At 67.1% G+C, this 21744-nt stretch carries 13 protein-coding genes; 6 read left to right on the forward strand and 7 right to left on the reverse strand.

Annotation, left to right across the window (positions count from 1 at the left end; genetic code table 11):
- The 6 genes from AC3ITN_RS17860 to AC3ITN_RS17885 form a co-directional block, all read right to left on the reverse strand.
- A complete protein-coding gene (locus tag AC3ITN_RS17860; protein WP_489391384.1) occupies window positions 1–438 on the reverse strand; it encodes a roadblock/LC7 domain-containing protein in 438 nt (145 codons plus the stop codon).
- Window positions 431–979, reverse strand: coding sequence for a GTP-binding protein (locus AC3ITN_RS17865; protein ID WP_489391385.1), 549 nt, complete (start codon window positions 977–979; stop codon window positions 431–433). The genes AC3ITN_RS17860 and AC3ITN_RS17865 overlap by 8 nt, the downstream gene beginning before the upstream one ends.
- 2 nt (window positions 980–981) lie before the next feature.
- Window positions 982–1935, reverse strand: coding sequence for a hypothetical protein (locus AC3ITN_RS17870; protein WP_489391386.1), 954 nt, complete (start codon window positions 1933–1935; stop codon window positions 982–984).
- A 931-nt stretch (window positions 1936–2866) separates the two neighbouring features.
- The gene (locus AC3ITN_RS17875; protein ID WP_489391387.1) at window positions 2867–5092 is read right to left on the reverse strand and encodes an NADP-dependent isocitrate dehydrogenase; all 2226 of its coding nucleotides are present in this window, start codon (window positions 5090–5092) and stop codon (window positions 2867–2869) included.
- Window positions 5093–5264: 172 nt separating this feature from the next.
- A complete protein-coding gene (locus tag AC3ITN_RS17880; protein ID WP_489391388.1) occupies window positions 5265–5768 on the reverse strand; it encodes a hypothetical protein in 504 nt (167 codons plus the stop codon).
- A 42-nt stretch (window positions 5769–5810) separates the two neighbouring features.
- On the reverse strand, window positions 5811–6107 hold the full coding sequence (locus tag AC3ITN_RS17885; protein WP_489391389.1) for a LysM peptidoglycan-binding domain-containing protein: 297 nt from the start codon (window positions 6105–6107) through the stop codon (window positions 5811–5813).
- A gap of 143 nt (window positions 6108–6250) precedes the next feature.
- On the opposite strand from AC3ITN_RS17885, the gene queF reads away from it, so the two are divergent.
- Window positions 6251–7069: an NADPH-dependent 7-cyano-7-deazaguanine reductase QueF gene (gene queF / locus AC3ITN_RS17890; protein WP_489391390.1), complete on the forward strand. Its 819-nt coding sequence runs from the start codon at window positions 6251–6253 to the stop codon at window positions 7067–7069.
- 322 nt (window positions 7070–7391) lie between these two features.
- On the opposite strand, the gene AC3ITN_RS17895 is transcribed toward queF, so the two are convergent.
- Window positions 7392–8705, reverse strand: coding sequence for a M20 family metallopeptidase (locus tag AC3ITN_RS17895; RefSeq protein WP_489391391.1), 1314 nt, complete (start codon window positions 8703–8705; stop codon window positions 7392–7394).
- 369 nt (window positions 8706–9074) lie between these two features.
- On the opposite strand from AC3ITN_RS17895, the gene AC3ITN_RS17900 reads away from it, so the two are divergent.
- From AC3ITN_RS17900 to yccS, 5 genes are all read left to right on the forward strand, one after another.
- Window positions 9075–10325 carry an efflux RND transporter periplasmic adaptor subunit gene (locus tag AC3ITN_RS17900; protein WP_489391392.1) on the forward strand — a complete coding sequence of 417 codons (1251 nt, stop codon included), beginning with the start codon at window positions 9075–9077 and terminating at the stop codon, window positions 10323–10325.
- Between the two features lie 86 nt (window positions 10326–10411).
- Window positions 10412–13642 carry an efflux RND transporter permease subunit gene (locus tag AC3ITN_RS17905; RefSeq protein WP_489391393.1) on the forward strand — a complete coding sequence of 1077 codons (3231 nt, stop codon included), beginning with the start codon at window positions 10412–10414 and terminating at the stop codon, window positions 13640–13642.
- Window positions 13639–16761, forward strand: coding sequence for an efflux RND transporter permease subunit (locus AC3ITN_RS17910; protein WP_489391394.1), 3123 nt, complete (start codon window positions 13639–13641; stop codon window positions 16759–16761). The genes AC3ITN_RS17905 and AC3ITN_RS17910 overlap by 4 nt, the downstream gene beginning before the upstream one ends.
- Window positions 16762–16957: 196 nt before the next feature.
- Window positions 16958–19039: a TonB-dependent siderophore receptor gene (locus AC3ITN_RS17915; RefSeq protein ID WP_489391395.1), complete on the forward strand. Its 2082-nt coding sequence runs from the start codon at window positions 16958–16960 to the stop codon at window positions 19037–19039.
- A 527-nt stretch (window positions 19040–19566) separates the two neighbouring features.
- Window positions 19567–21744 carry a YccS family putative transporter gene (gene yccS, locus AC3ITN_RS17920; RefSeq protein ID WP_489391396.1) on the forward strand — a complete coding sequence of 726 codons (2178 nt, stop codon included), beginning with the start codon at window positions 19567–19569 and terminating at the stop codon, window positions 21742–21744.

A 21744-nucleotide genomic window follows, 5' to 3' on the forward strand; every position in this document is an offset into this window, starting at 1 on the left:
CTAGTTGCCCTGCGGATCGGCTCGTGATCCGCTGAGTTCGGCCATGATGTTGCGGCCACATTCCTTGGCATTCCAAAGCACCTTGCCGATCACACAGCGGCTGTCGCACGCGGTCATCAACAGCAGCGGTGCCGGCGTGCACGGCAAAGCCAGCATCAGCACCTTGCCCTCGCCGGCCTCCAGCATCAGCACTTCCAGTTCACCCAGCGCCAGCTCGCGTCCCACCGCCGCGGCCAACGCCAGCATTGCGCTGGTCATTGCCGCCAGCCGCTCGCCATTGCCATGGGTGCCTGCGGCCGGCACCAGCGCAAAGCCATCCACGCTGGCCAGCACCACGCTGCGCACGCCGTTGATGTCGTCGGCGAAGGCCTGCAGGTGGTGGACCAGGCGCTCATGCAGCTGCGGTTCGAAGCGGCGGGCGTCGTGTCCGTCAGCCATCGGCAAGCACCAGGTCGCGGGTTTCCATCTCGCTCATCAACACATCCATCAGGCGCAGCCCCTGATCGCGATCACGCGTATCGACCGGCACGACCGGCAGCACGCGCTGGTCCCAACCGGCCAGGGCCACGCAGGCGTCCAGGTCGAAGTCCGGCGCCAGGTCCAGCCGCGAGATGCCGATCACCGCCGGCACCTGTGCGGCATGCTGGCGCAGCACGGCCAGGTAGGCATCCAGTTCATCGGCTGCGGCGCGGCGGGTGGCGTCGACCAGCAGGACCACGCCGCTGGCGCCCTGCAGCAGGATCGGCCAGAGGAAGTCGAAGCGCTGCTGGCCCGGGGTGCCGTACAGGCGCAGCCGGTCGCCGTTGGGCAGGTCGATGTCGGCGTAGTCCATCGCCACCGTCGTAGACGCCTTGTCGGCACCCTGGCGATCGCTGTTGAGCACGTCGGTATCCACGACCGCCCCCTCTGCGATGGCCCGCACCAGGGTGGACTTGCCGCTTCCCATCGTGCCCAGCACCACGATCTTGTGTTCGCGCATGCTCAGCCCCCACCGCGCTGGCGCACGCTGCGCCACATGCGTGCCAGCAGCGTGCCGCCACCGCTGCCCGGGTGCGGCAGCGGTGCGGCGGTGGCGGTGTCTTCCAGCGCGGCATAGCCACACAGGTAGGCGGGGTGTACGAAGCTGCGCACCGCTTCGGCAGGAACATCGAGCAGGCGCGCGCATTCGTCCACGCTGCACGCGCGCTTGAGCAGCAGCGAACACAGCCGGAAGCTGTCGTGCTGGTGGCCCAGTACGCGGAAGTCCGGCCAGCGCAGCAGCTTCACCCGTGCCTGGCACTGCAGGCGTGCGTCGAGGTCGTGCCAGTGTGCGGGCCGTTGGCCCCACTGCCACAGCAGCGGGCGCAACGGCTGGCGCGGCAGCGCGCCGGCCAGCTCGTGGTAGCGCTTGGCGGAAATGCCGTGTAGCGACAGCAATTCGAACGTATCAGACAGATGCTGTGCCAGGTCTGCGGCATCCACACCGGCCGGCACCACCATCTGGTCCTGCACGAAATCCAGCAGCACGCGCGGCTCGCCATTTAAGGCCAGCACCGCGTGGCCCTGGCGTGCCGGCAGGCTCTCGCGCAGCGCACGGGTGATCGCCTTGGCGCCGCGGGCGGTACAGGGTTCGTCGATGCAGGCCGGCACTTCGGGCATGTGCCGCAACGCGTGCTCGATGGCGTGGTCGTCCAGCACACCGCGGTTGTCGCCCTGCCCCTGGCGCAGGTGGCCGTCCTGGTCTTCCACCCAGAACTGGATGCGGGGGCGCTCGCGCACCATGCGCAATGCCGCGTTGCGCAGGGCCGGTGTGTCTTTGATGACGAGCAGGTCGCAGTCGTCCAGATCGCGACAGCTGCGTACTGTATCCGGCGGCAATGAAGCGGCCACACGCAGCCGCTGCAGCAACGCACGTTCTCCCTGGACATCCGATCCGACCACCAGCACCCTGGCCATCGCCTTCCCCTGGGTTGTGAGAGATCACAGCTGTTGCTGAAATATCGTCGTTAGCCTATGCCATGGTTCTGGCCGCCATGGGTGATGGATTGCACACTTTGAGTGTGGACATCTCGCCAAAAATCGCGCTCCGCTACGCGCTGCCCACAGGCAAGTTTCATGCCGCTTTTACGAACCTAGGTGCCTGCTCCGATCGAAGAAGGTGGCGACGGAGTTCACAGAATTACCAGGAACACAGTCCAAAAAAGGTTCGTCTCGCAGCTGAGTGAAGGGGGCTCATTCCAGGGGCGGAGAAGCTTGGCGCCCGGTCTTCGATCGGATCTGCCGCGAGCGTTGAGGGCCCCGCCGCGGCCGGCAGGCCCCTATGCAAATGTCCCCCGGCGTCGGCATGCGCCGCCGCCTCCTCCTTTACTTTGCCAGGGACCTACCGGCCGCGACGGGGCTCGGCTTGCGGTCCGCAGGAAAAGGCAAAAACCGGGACGGAGGACGTTAATCGGGGACGGTGAGGCTTAACCTCCTCCGTCCCCTTTTTAGGCAACGGGGCTCGGCTTGCGGTTCGCGATGGAAAAGCGGATGTCACGGTGCCAACGCCGGTGGGGCGAGTGCGGGGCCGCCATGCCCTTGCGGCGAAGTAAAGGAGGAGGGGGCGGCCGCAGGCCGACGCCGGGGGACATTCGCAGGCAAGGGCATGGCGGCCCCGCGCTCGCCCCACCGGCAGTCGCTGTTGAGGGACATTCGCAGGCAAGGGCGCGGCGGCCCCGCGGTCGCACCACCGGCAGCCGCTGTTGAGGGACATTCGCAGGCAAGGGCATGGCGGCCCCGCGCTCGCCCCACCGGCAGCCGCGCCTGATTCAGCGCGCGCAGAACCAAAAAAAACCCGCGCCGAAGCGCGGGTTTTCATTCTCGATCGCCACGAGGGCGGAATCGAGCCTTACAGTGCGGCCAACGCCTGGTTGAACGTGCTGCTCGGGCGCATCGCCTTGCTGGCCTTGGCCACGTCCGGACGGTAGTAGCCGCCGATATCGACCGGCTTGCCCTGCACTGCGGCAAGCTCTTCAACGATGGTCTGTTCGTTGTCGGCCAATGCCTTGGCGAGCGGGGCGAAGCGGGCCTTCAGCGCGGCATCGTCGTCCTGCGCGGCCAGGGCCTGGGCCCAGTACAGCGCGATATAGAAGTGGCTGCCGCGGTTGTCGATGCCACCGAGCTTGCGCGACGGCGACTTGTCGTTGTCCAGGAACTGGCCGTTGGCCTGGTCCAGGGTCTTGGCCAGCACGGTGGCACCGGCGTTGTCGTAGCGGTTGCCCAGATGCTCCAGCGAGGCCGCCAGCGCGAGGAACTCGCCCAGCGAATCCCAGCGCAGGTAATCCTCTTCCACGAACTGCTGCACGTGCTTGGGTGCCGAACCGCCTGCACCGGTCTCAAACAGGCCGCCGCCGGCCATCAGCGGCACGATCGACAGCATCTTGGCGCTGGTGCCCAGCTCCATGATCGGGAACAGGTCGGTCAGGTAATCGCGCAGCACGTTGCCGGTCACCGAGATGGTGTCCTCGCCCTTGCGGATGCGGTCCAGCGAGAACGTGGTGGCCTCGACCGGCGCCAGGATGCGGATATCCAGGCCGCTGGTGTCGTGGTCCTTGAGGTAGGTGTCGACCTTGGCGATGACCTGGGCGTCGTGCGCACGCGCGGCATCCAGCCAGAACACGGCCGGCGTGCCGCTCAGGCGCGCGCGGTTGACGGCCAGCTTGACCCAGTCCTGGATCGGCGCGTCCTTGGTCTGGCACATGCGCCAGATGTCGCCGGTCTGCACGGCGTGCTCGAACACCACGGTGCCGGCTTCGTCGGTGACCCGCACGGTGCCGTCGGCGGGAATCTGGAAGGTCTTGTCGTGCGAGCCGTACTCTTCCGCCTTCTGCGCCATCAGGCCCACGTTGGGCACCGAGCCCATGGTGGCCGGATCGAACGCGCCGTGAGCGATGCAGTCGTCGATGACGGCCTGGTACACGCCGGCATAGCAACGATCCGGAATGACGGCCTTGGTGTCCTGCAGCTTGCCTTCGGCATTCCACATGCCGCCGGAGTCGCGGATCATCGCCGGCATGGACGCATCGACGATGACGTCGCTGGGCACGTGCAGGTTGGTGATGCCCTTGTCGGAGTTGACCATTGCCAGGCCCGGGCGCTTGCCGTACTCGGCAGCCAGGTCGGCCTTGATGGCGGCCTGCTCGGCTTCGGGCAGCTGCGGCAGGCGCGCGAACAGGTCGCCGATACCGTTGTTGGGATCGAACCCGGCCTGCTTGAGCACGTCGGCGTGCTTGGCCAGCACGTCCTTGTAGAACTCTTCCACCACCACGCCGAACATGATCGGGTCGGAGACCTTCATCATGGTGGCCTTGAGGTGCAGCGAGAACAGCACGCCCTTGGCCTTGGCGTCGGCGATCTGCACCTGCACGAAGGAGGCCAGCGCGTTGCGGCTCATCACGGCCGCGTCGACGATCTCACCGGCCTTGACCGCGGTCTTTTCCTTCAGCACCACGGTCTTGCCGTCGGCCTGCTGCAGTTCGATCTTCAGGGTGCCGGCGGCAGCCAGCGTGGCCGACTTTTCGCTGCCGTAGAAATCACCGCCGTCCATGTGCGAGACGTGCGACTTGGATTCCTTCGACCACTTGCCCATGCGGTGCGGGTGCTTGCGGGCGTAGTTCTTGACCGACAGCGGCGCGCGGCGGTCGGAGTTGCCTTCGCGCAGCACCGGGTTCACCGCACTGCCCTTGACCTTGTCGTAGCGCGCCTTGATGTCGCGCGACACGTCGTCGCTGGGCACGTCCGGGTAGTTCGGCAGGGCGAAGCCCTGGTCCTGAAGTTCCTTGATGGCCGCCTTCAGCTGCGGCACCGAGGCGCTGATGTTGGGCAGCTTGATGATGTTGGCATCCGGGGTGGTCGCCAGCTGGCCCAGTTCGGCGAGGTGGTCGGCTTCCTTCTGGTCGTCCTTCAGGTAATCCGGGAACAGGGCCAGGATGCGGCCGGACAGCGAGATGTCACGGGTTTCAACCGCGATGCCGGCGGTGGCGGTGTACGCCTCGACGATCGGCAGCAGCGACTGGGTCGCCAGGAACGGGGCTTCATCGGTAAGCGTGTACAGAATCTTGGGCGTGTTCGACATGGGGGACTGTGCTCTCCGGGTTAACCCCCGCATTGTCGCGGTTTCAGACCCGGGGAGCAAAGCCGGACCATACGCGCACGTACTGCAACACTGCGATCCGCGCACATGAAAAAAGACGCAGCCTCGCGGCTGCGCCCATCGTGAGTCCGTGCCGGGAGAGAGTCGGCGGGACTTACTTGACCTCAAACTCCTGCGGCGTTCCGGCCGCCTTACCATCTACCGTGACTTCCGCGCGGTACTTGCCCGCCGGCCAGCCATTGGCATTCGTGAAACTGATGTTGGTGGTCTCGGCGCCGGTGGTGTTCAGCGCCTGGCTCTGTTCGCCCGCCACCTGGCCATCCTGGTAGGTCAGCTTGGCGCCGACATTGGCATTGCTGGCACTGCCATCGGTGCGGATCGAGACGATGATGATGTCCTTCGGCGCGAACAGCGCGGCCTGGGCCACGGACTTGTCGGCGGCGGCGGTCTTGCCGACGGTGACGCCGGCGACGTTCACCGCAGAGGCGGCCGCGGTCATCGGCTGCGGTGCAGGCTCGGCCGGGGTCGTCGCTGCCGGGGTCATGGCCGCCGGTTGGGCGTTGGTGTCGGCGGTGTCATCTTTCTTCTTGCAGCCCGCCAAGGCCACGGTGGCCAGAAGGGCGGCGAGTACGGCAGTACTGATGGACGTCTTCTTCATGGAATTCCTCCCTGGGAATAAGTGGTTTTCGCGTGGAACGGCTCAGCCTTTGGCCGGCAACTTGAGGGTCTGGCCCGGGAAGATCTTGTCGGGGTCATCCAGCACGTCGCGATTGGCCTCGAAGATCTGCGTCCAGGCATTGGCATCGCCCAGTTCATTCTTGGCGATCTTGGAAAGTGAGTCGCCGGACTTTACGGTGTAAGAGCTTTCCCCCACCTTTTCGGCGGTGGTATCCACCGACGAAGTGACGCCGGAGAAATCGGCTTTTTTCACCTTCTGCGCGGTGGTATCCACGCTGGAGGTGACACCGGAGAAATCGGCCTTCTTGTCGGTACTCATCCACACGCTCCCGTTTTGAATATGACGACCTGGATCGCAAGGTGTCACAGCCCTTGTTAATGGGGCATGGCGCAGGCGTGAAGGCTTCGGAAGGTTTTCTGAACAGGGCGGCCGGCAGCCGCCTCCCACGTTAAAATGGCGGCATGAATACCCCCCAGGACTCCAGCCTCGGTCGCGAGGTTGCTTACCCGTCGCAGTACGACCCCAGCCTTCTGTTCCCCATCCCCCGCCGCGCCGCGCGCGAGGAGATCGGGGTGGATGACGCCCACCTGCCGTTCGTCGGCCACGACCGCTGGCAGGCGTACGAGCTGAGCTGGCTGGACCGGCGTGGCAAGCCACGGGTGGCGGTGGCCACCATCAGCGTGCCGTGCACCTCGCCCAACCTGATCGAATCCAAGTCGTTCAAGCTCTACCTCAACTCGCTCAACAGCACCCGCTTCGACGATGACGAGCAGGCGCGCCAGCAGATAGCGGGCGACCTGTCGGCATGCGCGGGTGCGGTGGTCAACGTGGTGTTCGGCGTGCCGGTGCTGGTTGACGATGCCGAAGGCGAGTCGCTGGATGGGCTGGACGTGGCGATCGAACGCTACGGGCCGCCGGCGCCGGAGTACCTGTCGGCCAACGCCGGCCAGGTGGTGACCGAGACGCTCAGCTCGGCCCTGCTCAAGTCGAACTGCCCGGTGACCGGGCAACCCGACTGGGCCAGCGTGAGCGTGCGTTACCGTGGGCCGCGCATCGATCGTGAGGGTCTGCTGCGTTATCTGATCAGTTATCGCGAACACGCCGAGTTCCACGAACAGTGCGTGGAGCGCATCTTCAACGAGATCACGCTGCGCTGTGGCCCCGAATGGCTGGAAGTGGAAGCGCGTTACACCCGCCGTGGCGGGCTGGACATCAACCCGTGGCGGGCCACGGCCGGCATCGAGCAGCCGGCGCGGACGGTGCGGGACCTGCGGCAGTAGTGCCGGCCGCTGGCCGGCTCCAGGGATCGCCGGCCATGCGGGGAGCCGGCCAGCGGCCGGCACTACCGGGTTGTTTCGGCCATGCGGGGAGCCGGCCAGCGGCCGGCACTACCGGGTTGTTTTGGCTATGCGGGGAGCCGGCCAGCGGCCGGCACTACCGGTTGTTTTGGCCATGCGGGGAGCCGGCCAGCGGCCGGCACTACCGGTTGTTTTGGGCATACGGGGAGCCGGCCAGCGGCCGGCACTACCGGTTGTTTCGGCCATGCGGGGGGCCGGCCAGCGGCCGGCACTACCGGTTGTTTCGGCCATGCGGGGGGCCGGCTCAGCTCTTCGGCGCGTTGAGGAAGTCCAGGCTCACCTGCAGCAGCGCACGCAGGCCCACGTCCAGCGCCTTCTCATCGAGCAGGAACTTGGGCGAGTGGTTGGCCGGGGCCTTTGCCGGGTCGATTCCCTCGCTGGTGGAGCCGACGAAGAAGAACATGCCCGGCACCTGCTGGGCGTACAGCGAGAAGTCTTCCGCGCCCATCTGCAACGGCGGCTCGTACACGTTGGCCTCGCCCACCACGGCCTGCAGGCTGGGCAGCATGCGCGCGGTCAGCGCCGGGTCGTTGACGGTGGCAGGGTTGCCCTCGGACTCGTAGATCTCGGTCTCTGCCTTGGCACCATGCGCGGCGGCGGTGTGCTCGGCCACGTTGCGCAGGTCGGCGAAGATCTGCTGGCGCATGCCCTCGTCGAAGGTGCGGATGGTGCCCACCATCTCCACTTCATCAGGGATGATGTTGTAGCGGATGCCGCCCTTGATCGCGCCGAAGGACACCACCGCCGGCTGCTTGGAGATGTTGGAGCGGCGGCTGACGATGGTCTGCGCGGTGCCCACCAGGTCGGCGGTGGCCACGATCGGGTCCACCCCGTTCCACGGCGCCGAGCCATGGGTCTGTCGGCCGATCACCTTGATCCCGAACCGATCCGAGGCCGCCATCAGCGGGCCGCCACGCACCGCGATCTGCCCGGCCTGGACACTGGAGAACACGTGCAGGCCGAACACGGCGTCCGGCTTGAAGTCGGCGAACAAGCCTTCCTTGAGCATCAGTGCGGCGCCGCCCTCTTCCGGCGACGGCGCGCCTTCTTCGGCGGGCTGGAAGATCAGCATCACTTCGCCGGGCAGGTTCTCGCGCATCTTCACCAGCGCGTCGGCCACGCCCAGCAGGGTGGCGGTATGCGCGTCATGGCCACACGCATGCATTACCCCGACCGGCTCGCCACGGTAGGTACTGGTGGCCTTGGAGGCGAACGGCAGGCCGGTCTGTTCGGTCACCGGCAGCGCGTCCATGTCGGCGCGCAGCGCGATGCGCGGGCCAGGCTTGCCACCCTTGATGATGGCCACCACGCCATGGTGCGCAATCCCGGTCTTCGGCTTGAGCCCCATCGCGCGCAGCTGCTCGGCGACCTTGGCCGAGGTGCGCTCCTCGCGGTTGGACAGCTCCGGGTGCTGGTGGAAATCGCGGCGCCACTGCACCACCTGGGCCTGGAGACGGGCGGCCGCGGCGGTCACTTCCGGGCGTTCTGCAGGGGCGGCCGCGGCCAGCGCGGGCGAGGCGAGAAGCAGGGCGGACAGCAGCAGCGACAGACGGGGCATTCGGGTCTCCACAAGGGGGTTCGAGAGCGTTGAACCTGAATGTAGGGCATCAGGGCGGTTTTCGCTGTAACTTTCGGCGGCGCCGAACGTTGTGCGGGTGGGGCAGCCGACTAACAGTCGGCTCTACCCGGTCGGCTCTACCCGGTCGGCTCTACCACCCGGTCGGCTGTATCCAGTTGGCTCTACGCCGTCGCGTGCGCAGTGGACCCTGTTATCGGGTCTGCCCGTCGGTTTCACCTGTTGAACCTTGTGGGCCGCGGGTGGTCTGACCGCCCGTCCCATCCGTCATGCATGAAAGGTCACGGCTGCCGGGTATGCTTTGTGCCTGCCAACCGGGCCCTGCCCTTCGCCAGCCTCAGGAGTTTTTGAATGTCGCGTTTCTGGAAGATCGTGCTGCTGGTGATCGCAGTGCTGGTGGTGGGCTTGATCGGCATGCATATGCTCCGTGGTGGCAGGTCCAGCGACGCCAAGGGTGGCCCGCAGGCCGAGGCCGGCAAGGACGTCCAGCGCGATAACGGCCCGGTGCCGGTGACGGTCATCGATGCGGCCCGCCAGGACGTGCCGGTGTACGCCAGCGCGCTGGGCACGGTGAGCGCGATGAACACCGTGACGGTCAGCCCCCAGGTGGGCGGCCAGCTGATCAGCCTGAACTTCAAGGAAGGCCAGGAAGTGAAGCAGGGCGACCTGCTCGCGCAGATCGACCCGCGCTCGCTGCAGGCCAGCTATGACGAGGCGGCCGCCGCCAAGCGCCAGAACGAGGCGCAGCTGGCCACGGCCCGCTCGAACTACCAGCGCTCCAATTCGGCCGAGTACCGGCAGTACGTGGCCAGGACGGATCTGGACACCCAGCGCAACCAGGTGGCCCAGTACGAAAGCGCCGTGGCGGCCAACGAGGCCAGCATGCGCGCCGCCCAGGTGCAGCTGCAGTACACCCGCGTGACCGCACCCATTTCGGGTATTGCCGGCATCCGTGCGGTGGACGCCGGCAACGTGGTCAGCGCCGGGACCGCGCTGGTCACCCTCACCCAGATCCACCCGATCCACGTGGTGTTCAACCTGCCCGAACGCCAGCTGCCGGAGGTGCGCCAGGCGCAGCAGGCCGGTCCGGTAACCATCGCCGCGCTGGACCGCAACGATTCGCACGTGCTCACCGACGGCGGCACGCTGGACGTGGTGGACAACCAGATCAGCAGCGACAGCGGCACCTTCCGTGCCCGCGCCCTGTTCAACAACACCGACAACAGCCTGTGGCCGGGCCAGTTCGTCAACGTGCGGATGCAGCTGCGCATGATCGCCGGGGGCGTGGTGATCCCCACCCAGGCCGTCATGCGCGGTCCGGACGGCGAGTACGTCTACATCGTCAAGCCGGACAACACCGTGGCCATGCAGACGGTGAAGAGCGGCGTGGAAGTGGGCGACAGCAACATCCAGATCACCGAAGGCCTGAAGGGCGGCGAGCGCGTCGTCAGCGAAGGCCAGTTCCGGCTCAAGCCGGGCAGCAAAGTCACCGCACTGAAGCCGGGCGAAACCCCGGCCGCACCGACCGAGGCCGAACTCAAGGCCGCCCAGCAGAAGCAGGGCGATGGCGGCGGTGGTCGCCGTGGCGGCGGACCGCGCTGACCGCGCGCGCCGCACCCGCGCTGCCGGCTCCCGGGCCGGCGCGCGTCCCCTGCCACTCCGCTTGATGTAACAGCAAGGATCCGCCCGTGGGCTTTTCGACGATCTTCATCCGCCGCCCCATCGCCACCTCGCTGCTGATGGCGGGCCTGCTGCTGCTCGGCATCCTGGGCTACCGCCAGCTGCCGGTGTCGGCGCTGCCGGAAATCGATGCGCCCAGCCTGGTGGTGACCACCCAGTATCCCGGTGCCAACGCCACCACCATGGCCTCGCTGGTGACCACGCCGCTGGAGCGCCAGTTCGGGCAGATCTCCGGGCTGGAACTGATGACCTCCGACTCGTCGGCGGGGTTGTCCACGATCATCCTGCAGTTCGCGATGGACCGCGATATCGACATCGCCGCGCAGGACGTGCAGGCCGCGATCCGCCAGGCCACCCTGCCCTCGTCGCTGCCCTACCAGCCGGTGTACAACCGGGTGAATCCGGCCGACGCGGCGATCATCACCCTCAAGCTCACCTCCGATACGCGCCCGCTGCGCGACGTCAACAACTACGCCGACTCGATCCTCGCCCAGCGCCTGTCGCAGGTGCAGGGCGTGGGCCTGGTCTCGATCGCCGGCAACGTGCGCCCGGCCGTGCGCATCCAGGTCAATCCGGCGCAGCTGTCCAACATGGGCCTGACCCTGGAAGACCTGCGCAGCGCGCTCACCCAGGCCAACGTCAACGCGCCGAAGGGCTCGCTCAACGGCAAGACCCAGTCCTACAGCATCGGCACCAACGACCAGTTGACCAGTGCGGCCGACTACCGCGCCACCATCATCAGCTACAAGAACGGCGCGCCGGTGCGGCTGTCGGACGTGGCCAACGTGGTGGACGGCGTCGAGAACGACCAGCTTGCCGCCTGGGCCGACGGCAAGCCGGCGGTGCTGCTGGAGATCCGCCGCCAGCCCGGTGCGAACATCGTGCAGACCGTTGAACGCATCCGTGCGTTGATGCCGCAGCTGCAGAACGTGCTGCCGGCCGACGTGCACCTGGAGGTGTTCTCCGACCGTACCGAAACCATCCGCGCCTCGGTGCATGAAGTGCAGTTCACGCTGATCCTGACCATCGGCCTGGTGGTCGCGGTGATCTTCGTGTTCCTGCGCCGGCTGTGGGCCACCATCATTCCCTCGGTGGCGGTGCCGCTGTCGCTGGCCGGTACGTTCGGGGTGATGGCGTTCGCCGGCATGTCGCTGGACAACCTGTCACTGATGGCGCTGGTGGTCGCCACCGGGTTCGTGGTCGACGATGCGATCGTGATGATCGAGAACATCGTGCGCTATATCGAACAGGGCAAGAGCGGTCCCGAAGCGGCCGAGATCGGCGCGCGCCAGATCGGCTTCACCGTGCTGTCGCTGACCGTGTCGCTGGTGGCGGTGTTCCTGCCGCTGCTGCTGATGCCCGGCGTGACCGGCCGCCTGTTCCACGAGTTCGCGTGGGTGCTGAGCATCGCGGTGGTGTTGTCGATGCTGATCTCGCTGACGCTCACTCCGATGATGTGCGCCTACCTGCTCAAGCCCGATGCCCTGCCCGACGGCGAAGACGCGCATGAGCGTGCAGCGGCCGCCGGCAAGCAGACCGTGTGGAGCCGCACCGTGGGTCTGTACGAGCGCAGCCTGGACTGGGTGCTGGACCACCAGCCGCTGACGCTGGCGGTGGCCGCCGGTGCGCTGGTCCTCACCGTGGTGCTGTACATCGTCATTCCCAAGGGCCTGCTGCCCGAGCAGGACACCGGGCTGATCACCGGCGTGGTCCAGGCCGACCAGAACATCGCCTTCCCGCAGATGGAGCAGCGCACCAAGGCCGTGGCCGAGGCACTGCGCAAGGACCCGGCGGTGACCGGCGTGTCGGCCTTCATCGGTGCCGGCAGCATGAATCCCACCCTCAACCAGGGCCAGCTGTCGATCGTGCTGAAGGAGCGCGGCGACCGCGACGGGCTGGACGAGATCCTGCCGCGCCTGCAACAGGCGGTGGCCGGCATTCCCGGCGTGGCGCTGTACCTCAAGCCCGTGCAGGACGTGACCCTGGATACGCGCGTGGCCGCCACCGAGTACCAGTACTCGCTGTCGGACGTGGACAGCGCGCAGGTCGCGCTGCAGGCCGCGCGCCTGACCGAGGCGCTGCGCCAGCGCCCGGAGCTGGCCGACGTGGACAACAACCTGTCCAACCAGGGCCGTGCGCTGGAGCTGAACATCGACCGCGACAAGGCCAGCGTGCTGGGCGTGCCGATGCAGACCATCGACGACACGCTGTACGACGCGTTCGGCCAGCGCCAGATCTCCACCATCTTCACCGAGCTCAACCAGTACCGCGTGGTGCTGGAAGTGGCACCGGAATTCCGCACCAGCACCGCGTTGATGAACCAGCTGGCCGTGGCCTCCAATGGCAGTGGCGCGCTCACCGGCAGCAACGCCACCAACTTCGGCCAGGTCACCTCGTCCAATTCGTCCACCGCCACCGGCATCGGCGCGCAGAACACCGGCATTCCGGTCGGTGCGGGCAACATCATTCCGCTGGCCGCGCTGGCCGAGGGCAAGGTCACCAGCACGCCGCTGGTGGTCAGCCACCAGCAGCAGCTGCCGGCGGTGACGGTATCGTTCAACATCGCCCCGGGGTATTCGCTGTCCGATGCGGTCAAGGCCATCGAGGAGACCCGCGACAGCCTCGACATGCCCTCGCAGGTGCATGCGCAGTTCATCGGCAAGGCGGCTGAGTTCACCGGCAGCCAGACCGACGTGGTGTGGCTGCTGCTGGCCTCGCTGGTGGTGATCTACATCGTGCTGGGCGTGCTGTACGAGAGCTACATCCACCCGATCACGATCATCTCGACCCTGCCGCCGGCCGGCGTGGGCGCGCTGCTGGCGCTGATGGTGTGCGGGCTGAGTCTGTCGGTGGACGGCATCGTCGGCATCGTGCTGCTGATCGGCATCGTCAAGAAGAACGGCATCATGATGGTGGACTTCGCGATCGAGGCGCGCCGTGCCGGCGCCAACGCGCATGAAGCGATCCGCCGCGCCTGCCTGCTGCGCTTCCGCCCGATCATGATGACCACCGCCGCCGCCATGCTGGGCGCGTTGCCGCTGGCGCTGGGCACCGGCATCGGCTCGGAGCTGCGCCGCCCGCTGGGCATCGCCATCGTGGGCGGGCTGCTGCTCTCGCAGCTGGTCACGCTGTACACCACGCCGGTGATCTACCTGTACATGGAGCGCTTCTCCGAGCGGATGCGCGTCCGCCGTGAGCAGCGTGCGCTGCGCCACGCGGCCACGCAGGACCGCGCGTGAACATCTCCGGCCCGTTCATCCGCCGCCCCATCGGCACCGCGCTGCTGGCCATCGGCCTGTTCGTGATTGGGTTGATGTGTTACCTGCAACTGGGGGTGTCGGCCCTGCCGAACATCCAGATTCCAGTGATCTTCGTGCATGCCAGCCAGTCCGGCGCCGATGCCACCACCATGGCCTCCACGGTGACGGCGCCGCTGGAACGCCACCTGGGCCAGTTGCCCGGGGTGGACCAGATGCGCTCGTCCAGCTCCGAAGGCAGCTCGCTGGTCTTCATGATCTTCCAGAGCGGGGTGGACATCGATTCGGCGGCGCTGGACGTACAGACCGCCATCAATTCCGCGCAGGCCGACCTGCCCTCGGGGCTCGGCTCGCCGATGTTCCAGAAGGCCAATCCCAACGACGATCCGGTCATCGCCATCGCGCTCACCTCGCAGACCCAGTCGGCCGACGAGCTGTACAACGTGGCCGATTCGCTGCTGGCCCAGCGCATCCGCCAGATCAGCGGTGTGTCTTCAGTGGATATCGCCGGCGCCTCTACCCCGGCGGTACGGGTGGACGTCAACCTGCGCCTGCTCAACGCGCTGAACCTCACGCCGGACGACCTGCGCAACGCGGTACGCGCGGCCAACGTGACCTCGCCCACCGGCTTCCTGACCGACGGCAACACCACCACCGCGATCATCGCCAACGACTCGGTGGCGCGCGCGGCCGACTTCGCCAACCTGGTGATCAAGACCCAGGACGATGGCCGGGTGATCCGCCTCAAGGACGTGGCCAACGTCTACGACGGCCAGCAGGACGCCTACCAGGCCGCCTGGTTCGACCACAAGCCCGCAGTGGTGATGTACGTGTTCACCCGCGCCGGCGCGAACATCGTGGAGACGGTGGATCGGGTCAAGGCGCAGATCCCGATGCTGCGCGACTACCTGCAGCCGGGTACCACGCTCACCCCGTATTTCGACCGTACGCCGACCATCCGTTCCTCGCTGCATGAAGTGCAGATCACGCTGCTGATCAGCCTGGCGATGGTGATCCTGACCATGGCGCTGTTCCTGCGCCGGCTGGCACCCACACTGATCGCGGCCATCACCGTGCCGCTGTCGCTGGCCGGTGCCGCGCTGGTGATGTACGTGTTCGGCTTCACCCTGAACAACCTGAGCCTGCTGGCGCTGGTCATTGCGATCGGCTTCGTGGTGGACGATGCGATCGTGGTGATCGAGAACATCATGCGCCACCTCGACGAGGGCATGCCGCGCATGCAGGCGGCGTTGAAAGGCGCGCACGAGATCGGCTTCACCATCGTCTCCATCACCGCCTCGCTGGTGGCGGTGTTCATTCCGCTGCTGTTTGCCAGCGGCATGGTCGGCGCGTTCTTCCGCGAGTTCACCGTCACGTTGGTCGCGGCGATCGTGGTGTCCATGATTGTCTCGCTGACGCTGACGCCGGCACTGTGCAGCCGCTTCCTCAGCGCGCACACCGAACCGGAGAAGCCCTCGCGGATCGGTCGCTTCCTGGATGCCACGCACGACCGCATGCTGCGCGTGTACACCGTGTGCCTGGACTTCTCGTTGCGCCACGCACTGCTGCTGTCGCTCACCCCCATCCTGCTGATCGTGGCCACGGTGATGCTGGCCGGTGCGGTCAAGAAGGGCTCCTTCCCGGCACAGGACACCGGCCTGATCTGGGGCCGCGCCAACTCCAGCGCCACGGTGTCCTTCGAGGACATGGTCAACCGCCAGCGCCGCATCACCGACATGCTGATGGCCGACCCGGCGGTGAAGACCGTGGGCGTGCGCCTGGGCAGTGGCCGCCAGGGCTCCAGCGCGCAGTTCAACATCGAGCTGAAGACGCGCAAGGAAGGCCGCCGCGAGACCACGGCGCAGGCGCTGGCACGGTTGAGCGCCAAGGCCGACCGCTACCCGGACCTGGAGCTGCGCCTGCGCGCGATCCAGGACCTGCCCAGCGACGGTGGTGGCGGCAACAGCCAGGGCGCGCAGTACCGCGTCTCGCTGCAGGGCAACGACCTGGCCCAGCTGCAGGAGTGGCTGCCCAAGGTGCAGGCGGCACTGAAGAAGAACCCCATGCTGCGCGACGTCGGCACCGATGTGGACACCGCCGGGCTGCGCCAGAACGTGGTGATCGACCGCGCCAAGGCCGCACGCCTGGGCGTGTCGGTGGGTGCGATCGATGGTGCGCTGTACGGCGCCTTCGGCCAGCGCCAGATCTCGACCATCTACTCGGACATCAACCAGTACAGCGTGGTGGTGAACGCACTGCCCGAGCAGACGGCCACCCCGCGCGCGCTCGATGAGATCCATGTCAGGGCGGGCAATGGCGAGATGATTCCGCTGACGGCCGTTGCCCGCCAGGTACCCGGGATGGCGCCGCCGCAGATCACCCATCAGAACCAGTACACCACGATGGACCTGAGCTACAACCTGGCACCGGGCGTGAGCACGGGCGAAGGCGAGGCGATCATCAAGGCCACCGTGGACGGGCTGCGCCTGCCGGGCGACATCCGCATCAGCGATGGCGGCGGCTTCAATGTGCAGCTCAACCCCAACTCGATGCTGATCCTGGTGTTGGCGGCGATCATCACCGTGTACCTGGTGCTGGGCATGCTGTACGAGAGCCTGGTGCACCCGGTGACGATCCTGTCCACGCTGCCGGCGGCCGGCGTGGGCGCGCTGCTGGCGCTGTTCGTGACCAACACCGAGCTGTCGGTGATCTCGATGATCGCGCTGGTGCTGCTGATCGGCATCGTCAAGAAGAACGCGATCATGATGATCGACTTCGCGGTGGTGGCCCAGCGCGAGCACGGCAAGAGCGCGCTCGAGGCCGTGCGCGAGGCCAGCATCGTGCGTTTCCGCCCGATCATGATGACCACCATGGTGGCGATCCTGGCCGCGGTGCCGCTGGCCATCGGGCTGGGCGAAGGTTCCGAGCTGCGCCGCCCGCTGGGCATCGCGATGATCGGCGGCCTGCTGTTCTCGCAGAGCCTGACCCTGCTCAGTACGCCAGCGTTGTACGTGATCTTCTCGTGCCTGCAGCAGCATTGGCGCGCATGGCGCGCGCGCCGCCGCGAGAAGGCGATGATGAAGCGCGCCGCACGCGCGTAACGGACCCGATCCGTGCGGCATTTGACGCAGGACACGCAAAAGAGAACAATTCGCACCAGCCACGGTCCTGCCGCGCTCCGCGCACCGCGCTGCATCCGCCTTCCGCGGGCAGTGCCCCGACTCAGCCACGCCCTCTTCTCTCCGCTTTCAACCGATCGCGGACGGTGTGCTGCTGTCCGCAGAGGACCCCTACGACATGCATGTTTCTGTACGTCCGCGCCGCGCCCTGCGCCCGGCCCTGCTTGCGCTTTCGCTGTCACTGGCCTGCACGGCCCATGCCCAGTCCGCCACGGATGCCCCGGCACGTGGCCGTTCGGCCACCGAACTGGATGCGGTCAAGGTCACCGCCGAACGTACGCATAGCGAAACCGGCGCGCTCGGCGACCGCGCGGTGCGCGATACCCCGTTCGCGATCTCCGTGGTCGGCCGCGAAGACATCGAGAAGCGCCAGGTGGTGTCGCTGGGCGAAGCATTCCTGACCGACCCGTCGGTGGTCACCCAGGTCAGCGCCTACGCCAGCGGCTGGAGCTCGCCGATCCGCAACCGCGGCATCGACCTGAGCTACGACAGCTACCGCGTCAACGGCCTGCAGGTCTCGTCCTGGGGCACCGAGTGGCCGCTGGAAGTGATGGAACAGGTGGAACTGCTCAAGGGCCCCGGTGGTTTCATGTACGGCTTCGGCCAGCCGGGCGGCATCGTCAACTACGTAACCAGGAAGCCGACGGACACCACGACGTTCTCCGCACAGGTGGGCTGGCGCGAGCAGGGCATCGTCAGCGGCCAGGTCGACGTGGGCGGCCGCGCGGGCAACGACGACATGTTCGGCTACCGCTTCAACGCGTACCAGGAGAAGGGTGAGACCTTCAACGGCGGCGAGGTCAACCGCAAGGTCGGCGCGCTGTCGCTGGATGCACGCCTGAGCGATTCGCTCACCTGGACCTTCGATGGCGTGTTCCAGGAGCGCGACCTGAGCGAGGAATCGCCGCAGTACTACTTCATCGGCCTCACCGAACTGCCGCGCCCGATTGCGGGCGATGTGAACAACGCCATCCCGGGCACGTACTACGACACGCGCTCGAGCCTGCTCTCCACGGCGTTGAACTGGCAGATCAACACGAACTGGAAAGCGAGCCTGAGCTACGGCTACACCTCGTCGTGGAACGACGTGAACAAGATCTTCGCCTACATCGACGACGTGAACGGCGACTACGACGTCAACGTTTACGAGCTGGGCGGCAAGAGCGAGTGGAAACTGGCCCAGGCCATCGTGCAGGGCCGCGTCCAGACCGGCCCGCTGTCGCACCAGCTGGTGGCCGGCGTCTCGCACCAGACCGGGCTGGGCTGGGACCGTCCCTACGAGTGGAGCACCATTGGCCGCGGCAACCTCTACCAGCGCCCGACGCTGCGCCATGACGCCGTCGGCTCGCGCGAGATGACACGCGGCAGCGAAACGGTACAGCAGGCGGTGTTCGTCAGCGACACGGTGGACGTCGGCCACGGCTGGTCGGTGTTGGCCGGGGCGCGCTACAACGATTTCGAGAACAAGGGCAGCTACCACACCTATCCGGTCACCCCGACCTACGCGGTGATGTTCAAGCCGGCCGATGCCGTAACGCTCTACACCAGCTACGTCGAATCGCTTGAAGCGGGCAGCCGCGTCGGCAGCGACTACATCAACGCCGGCGACGTGCTCGACCCGACCATCAGCAAGCAGTTCGAGATCGGCGCCAAGATCGAGTATTCGCGCTGGAACGCCAACGCCGCCGCCTTCCGCCTGGAGCGCGGCGCCAACATCGACCGCCTCACCAGCGCCGGCAAGCTGCTGGTACAGGACGGCATCACCCTGTACGAAGGTGTGGAAGTCAGCGGCGACGTACGCCTGACCGATGCCTTCACCCTGGGCGGCGGCGTCACCTGGCTCGACCCGACCTACGACAAGCTCTCTCCCGACAGCAGCACCCAGCAAGGCAACCGCACCACGGGCGCCGCCCGCTGGAACGGCGTCGTGCACGCCGACTACAGCGTGCCGCAGGTGGAGGGCCTGAGCCTGTACGCGCTGGCGCGCTACTACGGCGATGTCTATTACGACGCCGACAACACGCTGAAGCTGCCGGATTACACCCTGGTCAACGCCGGCGTCGGCTACCGCATGCAGGCCAGCGGCCACCCCATCACCTGGCGCGCGAGCGTCGAGAACCTGACCAACAAAAAATACTGGTCCAACGCCGGCATCGGGCTGCCGCGTACGTTTGCGGTGAGCGTGCGGTTTGATCTGTAAGCGCAGGGCGTAGAGCGTAGCGTTTCAGTTTTCCGAGCAGGGAGGCCGACGGGCAGCCCCGACAGTTGGCTGCGTGGGGTGGGAGGGAGCAGCCAGGCAGGGCCTGGCTCTACGGCTTTCCATGGCCGCCGGCACACTGTCGAAGGGTCGGCGGGGGTGGATTTGCGGGACTGTAGAAAACATGGGCACGGCGCATGCGCCGGGCGGGTTGGGCAGGACGCCCAACCCAGGCCTTGCCGTGTACGCGGGATTGCGTACACGAGCAAGTTTTCTACAAGCCTACATGGACGTATTCACGGCGTGTCCCGCAAAGCCACACCCGCCGGCCCAAACCAGGACCGTTCGCAGACCAAGGCCGTTGCGGTTGCCGTTGCCGTAACGACCAACGGTATGCCGGCCGCTGGCCGGCTCCTCGCACCTGCGACAGTGCAGCATGAGGAGCCGGCCAGCGGCCGACACTACCAACCGGCTATGTCGGCTTCACTGCGATGACGCAATAATGAGGTGACCCCGCACCGCGAGCCTGCATGTCCGCCCGAGAATCCCGCCTGAGTCGCCTGTGGGCACATGAAAAGGCCAGCTATGGCCTGCGGGTGTTCATCGCGCTCTCTGTCGCAATGGGCCTGTGTTGGCACCTCGGCCAGCTGCCCGCGCTGCCTGGCGTGTTCCTGGGCATCATCGCCAGCGCCATCGCCGAAACCGACGACAACTGGTGGGGCCGCACCAAGTCCGTTGCGCTCTCGCTGCTGTGCTTCGTGGCCGCCGCTGCCGCTGTGGTCGAATTGTTCGCCTGGCCCTGGCTGTTCATCGCCGCACTGGCACTGTCCACCTTCGGCCTGACCCTGCTCGGTGCCCTGGGCGAACGCTACGCCTCCATCGCCCAGGCCACCGTCACCCTCGCCATCTACACCATGATCGGCCTGGAACAACACGGCGCCGCCGACCGGGCCCAGGCACTCAATGCCGTCAGCCACCTGCTGGCCGGCGCGCTCTGGTATGGCCTGCTTTCCATTCTCTGGACCGCCCTGTTCGCCAACCGCCCCGTGCGCGAGCGCATCGCGCGCCTGTTCGTTGAACTGGGCCGCTACCTGCAGCTCAAGGCCGACCTGTTCGAACCGGTGCGCGAAGCCGATGTGCAGCAGCGCCAGCTCGCCTTGGCCGAACAGAACCGTCGCGTGGTCGAAGCCCTCAACATCGCCAAGACCGCCATCCTCGCCCGCTTCGGCCGATCCGGCCGGCCCGGCGTGCAGTCCGGCCTGTACCTGCGCCTGTACTACATGGCCCAGGACTTCCACGAGCGCGCCAGCTCCTCGCACTACCCCTACGGCGCGCTCACCGAAGCCTTCTTCCACAGTGACGTCCTCTATCGCTGCCAGCGCCTGCTGGCCCTGCAGGGCGAAGCGTGCGCCAACCTCGGCACCGCCATCCGCCTGCGCCGCCCCTTCCAGTACGGCGATCGCACCCGCCAGGCCACCGCCGACCTGACCGACTCGCTCACCTGGCTGCGTGCCCAGCACAACCCCCAATGGCAGCGCCTGCTGTCCTCGCTGGAACTGCTGGGCCACAACCTGCAGAGCATCGAGCGCAGGCTGTCGGAGGCCGCCCAGTCCGAATCCACCCTGGACAACGTCGACACCCGCCTGCGCGATACCAACCCGCACACCCTGCGCGAAATGGGTGTACGCATCCGCCAGCAGCTCACGCCCGGCTCGGTGCTGTTCCGCCACGGCCTGCGCATGGCGCTGGCGCTGGTGGTCGGGTTCGCAGCCATCCGCCTGTTCAACACCCAGAACGGCTCCTGGGTGCTGCTCACCATCGTGTTCGTGTGCCGCCCCAACTTCGGCGCCACCCGCCAGCGCCTGGCGCAACGGATTGCCGGCACCCTGATCGGCCTGGTGCTGACCTGGGCGCTGATGCAGCTGTTCCAGGACCTGCGCATCGAACTGCTGATCGCCCTGCTGTCGGCCCTGCTGTTCTTCTTCACCCGCAACGACCGCTACCTGGTCGCCTCGGCCGCCATCACCGTCATGGCGCTGACCTGCTTCAACCTCATCGGCGATGGCTTCCTGCTGATCTGGCCGCGCCTGGTGGATACCCTGATCGGCTGCGCCATCGCCGCCGCGGCCGCGTTCCTGATCCTGCCCGACTGGCAGGGACGGCGCCTGAACCTGGTGATGGCGCGCGTGCTCGAGCGCTGCGCCGGTTACCTGCAGGCCGTGCTCGGCCAGTACGGCAGCGGCATGCAGGACGACCTCGCCTACCGCATCGCACGGCGCGACATGCACAACGCCGACGTGGCCCTGTCCACCGCCCTGTCCAACATGCTGCGCGAGCCCGGCCACGTGCGCCGCAACCTGGACGCCGGGTTCCGCTTCCTGGCCCTGTCCAACACCCTGCTCGGCCACCTGTCCGCGCTGGGCGCCCATCGTGCACAGCTGGACAGCTACGCCCAGGACCCGCTGGCCCGATCCGGTGGCGAACGCGTGCAGCAGGCCATGCAGCAGATCGCCACGGCCCTGGAGCAGCGTGAACCGGTGGCCGAGGATGGCAACGAGGCCGACCGTGCGCTTGCCGAGCAGCTCGAACAGATTCCCGACGACATGCCCCCGAAGCTGCAGCTGATCCGCACCCAGATGGGCCTGATGCTGCGCCTGCTGCCCAAGCTGCGCGCCGCCGCCAATGAAGCCGCGCGTACGTTGGCCTGA

The sequence above is a fragment of the Stenotrophomonas sp. KH_036_B genome, assembly GCF_057839485.1.